At 45.5% G+C, this 9,431-nt stretch carries 7 protein-coding genes and 1 pseudogene; 2 read left to right on the top strand and 6 right to left on the bottom strand.

Going from position 1 to position 9,431, the window contains the following annotated elements; translation table 11 throughout:
• Together BM122_RS22190 and BM122_RS03865 are read left to right on the top strand one after the other, a co-directional pair.
• A pseudogene (locus BM122_RS22190) lies at window positions 1-78 on the top strand (IS5/IS1182 family transposase); the annotation flags it as partial.
• A 91-nt stretch (window positions 79-169) separates the two neighbouring features.
• Window positions 170-1,120, top strand: a complete 951-nt coding sequence (locus tag BM122_RS03865) for a S49 family peptidase (RefSeq protein WP_074903819.1) — start codon at window positions 170-172, stop codon at window positions 1,118-1,120.
• Window positions 1,121-1,127: 7 nt separating this feature from the next.
• Here BM122_RS03865 and rfbD read toward each other — a convergent pair whose 3' ends face one another.
• From rfbD to BM122_RS03835, 6 genes are all read right to left on the bottom strand, one after another.
• On the bottom strand, window positions 1,128-2,024 hold the full coding sequence (rfbD, locus tag BM122_RS03860) for a dTDP-4-dehydrorhamnose reductase (protein ID WP_074903817.1): 897 nt from the start codon (window positions 2,022-2,024) through the stop codon (window positions 1,128-1,130).
• Window positions 2,021-3,076: a dTDP-glucose 4,6-dehydratase gene (gene rfbB / locus BM122_RS03855; RefSeq protein ID WP_074903815.1), complete on the bottom strand. Its 1,056-nt coding sequence runs from the start codon at window positions 3,074-3,076 to the stop codon at window positions 2,021-2,023. Before rfbB ends, rfbD begins: the two co-directional genes overlap by 4 nt.
• Window positions 3,077-3,117: 41 nt before the next feature.
• Window positions 3,118-4,479 (bottom strand): tRNA lysidine(34) synthetase TilS, encoded by a 1,362-nt coding sequence (gene tilS / locus BM122_RS03850; RefSeq protein WP_074903813.1) that lies wholly within the window; start codon window positions 4,477-4,479, stop codon window positions 3,118-3,120.
• Window positions 4,439-5,416, bottom strand: coding sequence for an acetyl-CoA carboxylase carboxyltransferase subunit alpha (locus tag BM122_RS03845; protein ID WP_074903811.1), 978 nt, complete (start codon window positions 5,414-5,416; stop codon window positions 4,439-4,441). Before BM122_RS03845 ends, tilS begins: the two co-directional genes overlap by 41 nt.
• A 287-nt stretch (window positions 5,417-5,703) precedes the next feature.
• Window positions 5,704-7,575 carry a copper oxidase gene (locus tag BM122_RS03840; protein WP_143083303.1) on the bottom strand — a complete coding sequence of 624 codons (1,872 nt, stop codon included), beginning with the start codon at window positions 7,573-7,575 and terminating at the stop codon, window positions 5,704-5,706.
• A gap of 966 nt (window positions 7,576-8,541) precedes the next feature.
• Window positions 8,542-9,273 (bottom strand): DUF2325 domain-containing protein, encoded by a 732-nt coding sequence (locus BM122_RS03835; RefSeq protein ID WP_074903809.1) that lies wholly within the window; start codon window positions 9,271-9,273, stop codon window positions 8,542-8,544.
• Window positions 9,274-9,431 lie beyond the last annotated feature (158 nt).

Below are 9,431 nucleotides of genomic sequence, written 5' to 3'. Positions count from 1 at the left end.
ACGCGATACGACAAACTGAAGCGAAATTACGAGAGTATGGTAGCCATAGCGTGTGGATATCTGTGGCTACCTATGTGAAATGTCAACAGACCCTAGTAAAATTTCAAAAATATTCTAACCATACTTATTATCATTTTCAGAAACATCATTCTAAAGAGTTGAGGAAGCTATGACAGATTCAACAAATCGTAATGAAGGCCGGGAAAAGGAAATATTGGAAAAATTGGTATTTTCTTCTTTGCAGGAGCAACGTCGCACGCGTTATTGGAGTATTTTTTTTAAATCACTGACTTTTATTTACCTTTATATTTTGCTTTTCTGGGGATTAGGCTGGCTCGGGGAAGAAGCTGTTGGAAGTTCCGAAAGACATGCAGCACTGGTTGATTTACGAGGCGAAATCAAGCCAGATAGCATGGGAAGCGCTGAGAATGTTAACGCAGCGTTGCAAAAAGCTTTTAAAGACAAAAACACAGCGGGAGTTATCCTACGAATCAATAGCCCAGGAGGAAGTCCGGTACAGGCAGGCTATATCAATGATGAAATTCGACGGTTACGAGCGGAGTATCCGCAAATTCCACTTTATGCCGTAGTAGAGGATATTTGCGCTTCTGGAGGCTACTACGCTGCGGTGGCTGCCGACAAAATCTTCGTGGATAAAGCGAGTATTGTTGGTTCCATCGGCGTCATCCTGGATAGTTTTGGTTTTACGGGCACCCTCGAAAAATTGGGTATTGAACGACGCCTGCTCACAGCAGGGGAAAATAAAAGTTTTCTGGATCCTTTTTCACCCACTGATCCAAAACAAAAAGAGCATGCTCAGAAAATGCTAGCTGAAATTCATCAGCAATTCATACAGGTGGTTCAGCAAGGGAGAGGTGAGCGCCTGAAGAATACAGCAGAAATTTTCAGCGGCATGCTCTGGACAGGTCAAAAGAGCATAGACCTCGGCTTGGTAGATGCATTTGGCAGCGCCGACTATGTTGCGCGAGAAGTCATCCAAGTCGAGCGCATCGTTGATTATACAACTAAGGAAGGATTAGCTGAACATTTTGCCAAGCGTTTCGGCAAAATGGCCGCCAATTTGCTAATAGGGACTATGGAAAGTTGGCAGTTCCGATAACTTTTGCTTATTTCTCTAGCACCTCAGTCAGCATCCGGGCAACACCTATTTGCCAGTGAGGAATATTCAGCCTAAAAATGCAGCGGAATTTTTCGGTATTCAAGCGAGAGTTCAGCGGTCGCTTCGCAGCTGTGGCAAAGGCACGGCTAGGCACTGGCAGAATAGCTTCAGATTGAGTCTTGGTTGCCCAGCCGTGCTCTCTTGCAAAAGTGAGTACGAAGTGGGCATAACCATACCAAGAAACTTCCCCGTCTGCGACCAGATGATAAAGCCCTGCTACCTCAGGCTGTTTCAATGCCTTCGAAATCGCGTGCGCAGTCACATCAGCAAGCAAGTCCGCTCCTGTCGGCGCACCAATCTGGTCATCAATGACAGTTAACTGATTACGCTCTTGCGCCAGACGCAGCATGGTTCTGGCAAAATTATTGCCCCGTGCAGCATAAACCCAGCTTGTCCGAAAAATCACATGGCGGCAGCCAGCATTGCGAATAGCCTCTTCTCCCTGGAGTTTAGTTTGGCCATAAACATTCAAAGGGGAAGGCAAATCAGATTCGATCCATGGGCTGTCGCCGCTGCCATCAAAGACATAATCTGTAGAGTAGTGAATCAACCAGGCATCCATACGCTGTGCTTCCTGCGCTAAGATGGCCGCTGCTTCAACATTGATCTGGTACGCCAGATCAGGCTCGCTTTCAGCTCGGTCCACAGCGGTATACGCAGCCGCATTAACGATGACGTCTGGCATAACCGCACGTACGGTTTGCCTGATTCCAACCAGATCAGCCAAATCACCGCAATATACTTGACTGGATCTATCCAATGCCACCACCTCACCAAGCGGCTGGAGGCTGCGCTGCAATTCCCAACCCACTTGCCCATTCTTGCCGAATAACAATATCTTCACCCGGCATGCTCCTGATAGTGAGATTCAATCCATTTTCGATACTCGCCGGAGTGTACATTGGCAACCCAGTCTTGATGATCCAGATACCACTTGACAGTTTTACGTATGCCTGTTTCAAACGTTTCGACTGGCCTCCAGCCTAGATCACGCTCGATTTTACGTGCATCAATTGCATAACGGCGATCATGACCTGGGCGATCGGTCACATATTTGATTAATTTGTGATAATCAGCAGGATGAAGCTCATTAAGTAAATCGCAAATGATATGCACAATCTCTATATTGGGTTTCTCATTCCATCCGCCAATATTGTAAGTTTCTCCTGGAATCCCGGCCTGCAGCACACGGCGAATGGCACTGCAATGATCCTTCACGTAAAGCCAATCACGGATCTGCTGACCGTCTCCATATACAGGCAATGGCTTACCTGACAGCGCATTCACGATCATCAAGGGAATGAGCTTTTCCGGAAACTGGAATGCGCCATAATTGTTGGAGCAATTTGTGATTAACGTAGGTAAACCGTAAGTATGATGATAAGCACGAACCAGTTGATCACTGGAAGCCTTGCTGGCGGAATAAGGGCTATTTGGCTGATAAGGATGAGTTTCTGTAAAAGCAGGCGCATCTTTACAGAGGGAACCATACACTTCATCCGTTGAAACATGAACAAAACGGAAAGCCTGTTGAGCTTCCCCTTCCTGCTCTTTCCAGTAATAATAGGCTATGTCCAGTAACCTGAAAGTACCTACAATATTCGTCTGAATGAACGCTTCCGGTTCATGGATGGAGCGATCAACATGGCTTTCTGCTGCCAAATGAATGATGGCACGAGGATGATATTGCTTAAGCAAGGTTGCTATTTTCTGTTGATCATTAATATCACCGTGTATAAAGATATGCCGCGAATCTCCTTCTAATGAAGCCAAATTCTGCAGATTGCCTGCGTAAGTCAATTTATCTAAATTAATTACGGGCTCATCTGACTGTGCCAGCCAGTCCAGTACGAAATTTGCCCCGATAAATCCTGCTCCACCCGTTACAAGAATCATGTTTTTTTCCGGAAAATTATTTGAAAGGTCATTTTGATCGCTTAATCTAACTTATTTGGCCGCCATGTCACTACCCATCCCAATTCTCCCGGCAATGCCTGGAAAGCACAATCCACACCAATGCCAGGCACCCAGACGAGTTGTTCGCCACTGAAAAGTAACGGTAGGGTACCACGCTCCCATGGCGGCAGCGCAGCTTCTTGCAGGAGCTTTTTCAAGCTGCGACGAGGACGTTTGCAGTCAGGCTGAAATCGCTCTCCTCCCGCGCGCAGGCGGACAGTGACAGGCTTCTTAATCAGCTCAGTCGGGTTGATTCCCATACCCTGCTGTTGAACGAATTCAATCATCCCCTCTAAAGGCTCAAGCACCCAGCGATGCTCCCCGCGCCATACCAGGGGAACATTCATCTCGGATTGCATACGTTTTGGTTGAATTCTAACCAAGCCTTTGAAACATCGTATCTCTACTTCGCCAAAAACAAGATGCAGTTTAGTATCGGCTTTCGCCGACAATAATTGCCGCAAGATTTCTTCAAGTTTTAGGGAATTGGGCGGGATTGCTCCGTGCTGCGAGAACAGATAGCGCAACAGATTCTTGGCACGGGAAAAACTGAGCTGGCGCAAACCATCCAGGTGAAGATTACCGGCTGTCATAGCGCATTGGCTATCAATCTCGGCAAGCTCATCCAATAAGTGGGCTGCTTCGCCAAGATGTTGGCTAGCGCGTGAGCATGTCTCCCGATAAGCAGGAAAGCGCTGCTCCAGCAGCGGGCAAATAACATGCCGCAGAAAATTGCGATTGTATGCCGTGTCACTATTACTCTCGTCATCCACCCAGCTAAGATGATGCTGCCGCGCATACTGCAGGATAGTTTCGCGTGAAACATTAAGCAGAGGGCGTAATAATCGGATCGCACTCCTAGAAGCGAGCTTCCTTACCACTGGCATTCCTGCCAAGCCCTTAACGCCCGCACCACGCAGAAGCTGTAACAGCACGGTTTCAACTTGATCATCCTGATGATGCGCCAGCACAATATAGTCAGCTTCAATACCGTTAAATACCTGATAACGTGCCTGCCTGGCTGCGGCCTCAAGGCTAACCTGAGGCACTTTCTGAACTTTTAAACGGAAAATCTGAATAGGAATCCCCAACGCGCTGCATTGATTCTGGCAGAAATCACTCCATTGGGCGGCATAAGCACTTATGCCATGTTCGACATGCACGGCAGAAAGCCTGAACGTCATCAACCTTGAGAGTGTATGAAGCAAATGCAGCAGCACCACTGAGTCAACGCCCCCACTTAGCGCAACAACTAAATGATCTTTCCCGCTAACCTGCGTGCGCAGGTTGCTTTCAACCCATTCAAGAATGGTGTTCGGCCTTGACTTCCTTAAATTTGCCATACCCCATTAATCGATTAAAACGCTTCTGTAGGAGCATTTCATACGGCAGAACCTGCAGCTTTCTTAAGGTATCCTGCAAGGCGCTTTTGACTGAATGCATGATAGCAATATAATCGCGATGTGCCCCACCAATCGGCTCACTGATAACGGTATCGATCAGCTCCAGTTCTTTCAGGCGATCAGCGGTAATCCCCATGATTTCTGCTGCTTCGGACGATTTATCTGCACTCTTCCAAAGGATTGAAGCACACCCTTCTGGGGAAATAACCGAGTAAGTGGCATACTGCAGCATCATGACAGCATCCCCAACCGCAACAGCCAGCGCACCACCTGAACCTCCTTCACCGATTACGATAGATATAATAGGCACTTTCAGTTCAGCCATTACGTAGAGATTCTTCCCTATTGCTTCGGATTGTCCGCGTTCTTCAGCATCGATTCCTGGATAAGCACCCGGCGTATCGATAAAAGTGATCAGTGGTAGCGAAAATTTCTCTGCAAGGCGCATTAACCTCAATGCTTTGCGATAGCCTTCTGGTTTTGGCATCCCGAAATTACGGTAAATTTTCTCTTTGGTATCACGACCTTTTTGATGACCAATTACCATCACAGGCTGCTGGTTAAAATGCGCCAATCCCCCCACAATCGCATGATCGTCTGCAAAATGTCGATCTCCATGTAACTCTTCAAAATCAGTGAACAAGTACTGAATATAATCAAGTGTATAGGGACGTTGCGGATGACGTGCCACCTGAGAAATCTGCCAAGGTGTGAGCTTGGCATAGACATTTTTGGTGAGCGCCTGGCTTTTTGCCTGCAATTTAGCGATTTCAGCTGAGATATCTAATGCTGAATTATCCTGGGCAAAGCGCAGTTGCTCGATCTTCTCTTCAAATTCCTCGATACCTTTTTCAAAATCCAGAAAAATCGTTTTCATGAAAGCTTGCATGTAACTCTAAAAGCAGGATGATACAGGATCTGAAGAGACTTCTGCATAGTAAGGACATGCACAAGTACTCGCTTTCATGTGCTGAAAATTACTTTTGTGTATGAATGAATAATGCTAATAAACGTTTTATACCATATCCCGATTAAAAATCGGCGGTAGCAGAACCAGCTTTATTTGCCCATGCCCCTGCTTTACTAAAAGCAGCCAGATCTCGATCGACGATAGATCCGAAACGGAGGCGATGCTTAATAGCGCTATCGCCTCACGCTGTCTCACTACTGAATCGGATGACGCTGTGTCTCAGTTAGTTGATTGCTCCAGGAAGCGGGCAAATTTTGCACCCAGCCGTTGTAAACCAGTGGAATCGGCAGTATGCCTTGCCCACCCATTCCTGGATTGCCTGTTATTGCATCATCTCTCAGAGTTGCGTCGGAAGCAAAGAGCCCTATACTACCGGCAATGCTGGCATCTGACGGATCACCATCAGCGTTTGGATCGGGATCAACCACTAACAGTCTATTTGAGAATTTGCTGGATACATAGGCATAGTACCCGCCACCTTGCTTGGCGCCATACTGCACGCCATGACAGCCTGGATCACACGGCAGCATTTTTACAGCTGTATCTGTCGTCGCCAGGCCTGGCCTGGTATCGATAATGGTAATCGTGCCACTCAAGGTGTTGGCTGTCACCATATTTTTTCCATCGGGAGAAACCGGTGTTTGAATTGGCCATGCTCCCACAGGGCCTGAAACAGCGCCTGACAGAGGATTGTAGTTCTCCAGCAGATTTATATGCTTGATGACAGTATGCGTACTCATGTCGACTGCTGTAATCGTGTTGTCAAACATGTTGGCGACATAATATTTATCGGCATTCGGCAGCATGCCAATGGCCAATGGGTGACTGAATTCACCACTTACCGGCACAATCGCTTCAATGACATTGGTTCTGAAGTTATATTGTGTGGTATCACCGCTTGTCACATTGGGTGTAACCATATGTTTGCCGTCATGGCTCATCCAATGACCATGTGGCGTACCTCGGCCAATATCAATACGGCGCAGCACTTCGGTTGCGAGAGGCGCCAGCTCCATCACTGAATCTGTGCGGCTGTCACCGTTATTGGTGATGTGAATCAGATCATTATCGGTCAAAGTCATCACATGCGCAGGCGATTCACCAACAGACACATTCCGAATCAATGTCCCCGTTTGGCGATCATAAACAGCCAGTTTACTATCAAACCATTGGGTCGCATAAATAACATTCTGATCCTTATCAGTCCACAAATTGTGCGGATTATTGATATCGATCGACGGCAAAGCCACTTTGCGCGTAACTTGCCAGTTGACCCCATCTATCGCGGACACCGTACCCGGCTTGGATTTTCCTGCGGTGGTTTCAAACTGGGTGGCTACCCATACTTCACCTACTGCGAGTATCGCTGGCTTGCTGAGCGCTTCCAATGCCAGATCATTCCCATAACGAGCATTCAGAGCACTGGCTAAATTGACGATATTTCCATCGATGTGTACATCCATATTTGGGTAGGTAATATGCCAAGGCGTATTACTGGCATAGTTCTGCCAGTTTGCAGGGTTGGTCGCAATGAAAAAGGTGCGCAGCACTCGTGTTGCCAAATCGCTGCTGCTGGAAAAACTTTCTCCCGTAATCATACTGAGCGAGGAGCCCAGATCCAACCCGGCTGTAGCCGGATCATCCACAATCACCGCACCAAACATGTAAGGATGAATACTACAGACAAAAACATACAAACCCGGAGTAGTCAGCGTCACCTCGTCGCCTCCCTTTCTCGGCTCGGTATTAAAGGGCATGCCAGCGGCTCCGGTAGGATAAACTAGACTAGTTCTGGTATGAACGGTATTTGAATTACCCGAGAATTTAACTCGCACACCCGGTGCAGCGACTGCAATCGAGCGGTTACCCGCTAGCTCTGCTCCTGTATCAAACCAGCGGCCGGCATTGTCAGTAAGCTCAAATTTAATCTCATTATCGCGAGCATTATCATTAATCTCAGACTCATCATCTTTAGCAAAAGCATTGCTTATAAATAGAAAAATTAGAATCACCGAAAAGAAAACGATTATCTTCAACGCCTTTCGACCTGATGATATACCGACCATAGATTATCAATCTCCTTATAATTTAATTATAGCTATTCTTTATTCAGCCAATGGATAAGCAATCTTGCCTTGAGAAAACCTGCGACTGGAAAGGTTAAGCAAACAGTGCGCTATGATTGGCGCTGCAATAAAAACGACCTCGTCATTTTTAATGTTAATGTGAAACTTATTTACCAGCAACATTCATGCCAAAATAATTTTAGGATTATTAATCAATCTATTACATTGCAATTTTAAAAGAAAAGCTCGGGCAAATGTCATTAATAATTAATTAATTTTTTAACATAATACATGTTCAACGCATAACATACTGTTTTTTAAATGCTTTTTTATGTCTCTCATTAGAAAGATGTTTTTTCCTATTTAATAAATAATTTAATATTTTCAATAGCTTTATTTTGTCTCCTATTAGAAACACACTATAAAAAATCTCTGAATTAATCGTTTTACAAATCGCTAAAATATTACGGAGAGAATGTTCTATTCTAAAAAAGTGAATTATCAGAACGAAAGCACATGAGGAAAGTTTTATTAATGGAATAGATTTCCACTGACTTAACTAGCATAGCAATGCCAAAGATCTGGGAAACAGTGAGTTATCTCAAGATACGTTTTTCCTGATCCAGAACATAGACAATTACTGATTTGGTAGGTGTCTTATGCCACGCAAGGTCTTCTCAAGCCAGCATTGTCCAGGCACCGGCAGAACGGCTTGCTCTTTGAACACAGCATCCTCTGCCACGAGATATTCATCCGATTGTTAAACAACTGTCTAACAGCCAGACAAGCGAGAAAGGATTGCTGGGGAGGAAGGATTGCTGGGATCAGGGCCAGCCTCTTCATCTGCAATCCAAAAATAAGTATATTACTCTTCCGAAAGTATGCTCGTGCCCTTACTATCATCCGCACTTTGGTCGCTCTTATGATAGAACGCACCATGGGGATAAACAGAAAGCAGGAAATCTGTTACGCTGAATAATGATCTCTATGTGTTTGTAAAATAAGCATTCTCAAACCCTGGCTAAAAGCAGGCAAGCTGGAACGCTCCAGGAATACACACAACTTGCTCGTCAGCTTGCAATAACGTTTGACGGCAAAATAATCATCATGACTGACACAGTCGACCGGGCAAATAACCATATTGACGCCATCGAGCAATATATATAAATGAGCTCTTTTATTTTCTGGATTGCCACGATAGACCATGAAGCGACCCCCAACAGCTTCTACCAGTTGAAGATAGTCTGGATAAAGCGCAGCACGCCCACCCACACATAAAACAGCTTGTCCCGCAAGATTAAGGTTACTACTGAGCATTTCGGCTATCTCCTGGCTGGTATTAAACTTGATCATCTGCTTTGCCTTGATCAGTGGAACCCACTCTGTCTCCGGCCTCATGTTTACTTTGGTATAAACTCCCTTCCCAGAAAGACGGCTATGAATTATCGAGGTGGGCTCTTGTTCAGATACAGGCCGGATTATAGCATCCGATACTGCCCTAAAGGTGGACAGCCATGCATGCAATGTATCTTTTAGCCAAAATAGCTTACCGCGATAAGTAAATTTCTTCTCAGGATTATCTGTACAGTATTTTGTGATGAGTGAAGAACGGTGAGAATAATCGCGCAACGAATTGCCGGAGAAATTATCTATTCCATGAAAGGCCAGCATAAAGATGGGTTTTTTTAAAGATTTCATAGCCCATATCCCTTTAATTGATAAAAAAAATTGGCTGGCTTGCCCAGAAGAAGTTAGGCTGGCTGGCTAAACTAGTCACTGGCAGAGGAGAGAGTACTTCCAGTGACTGATGAGAAACTGTTTTATCCGGTCATAGGTTTTTTTGTTTTGCAAGATAA

This window comes from Nitrosomonas communis, assembly GCF_900114745.1.
GTDB classification, from domain to species: Bacteria; Pseudomonadota; Gammaproteobacteria; order Burkholderiales; family Nitrosomonadaceae; genus Nitrosomonas; species Nitrosomonas communis_A.
Note: the sequence above shows the minus strand (reverse complement) of the source record. Positions and strands in the feature narration are given on the sequence as shown.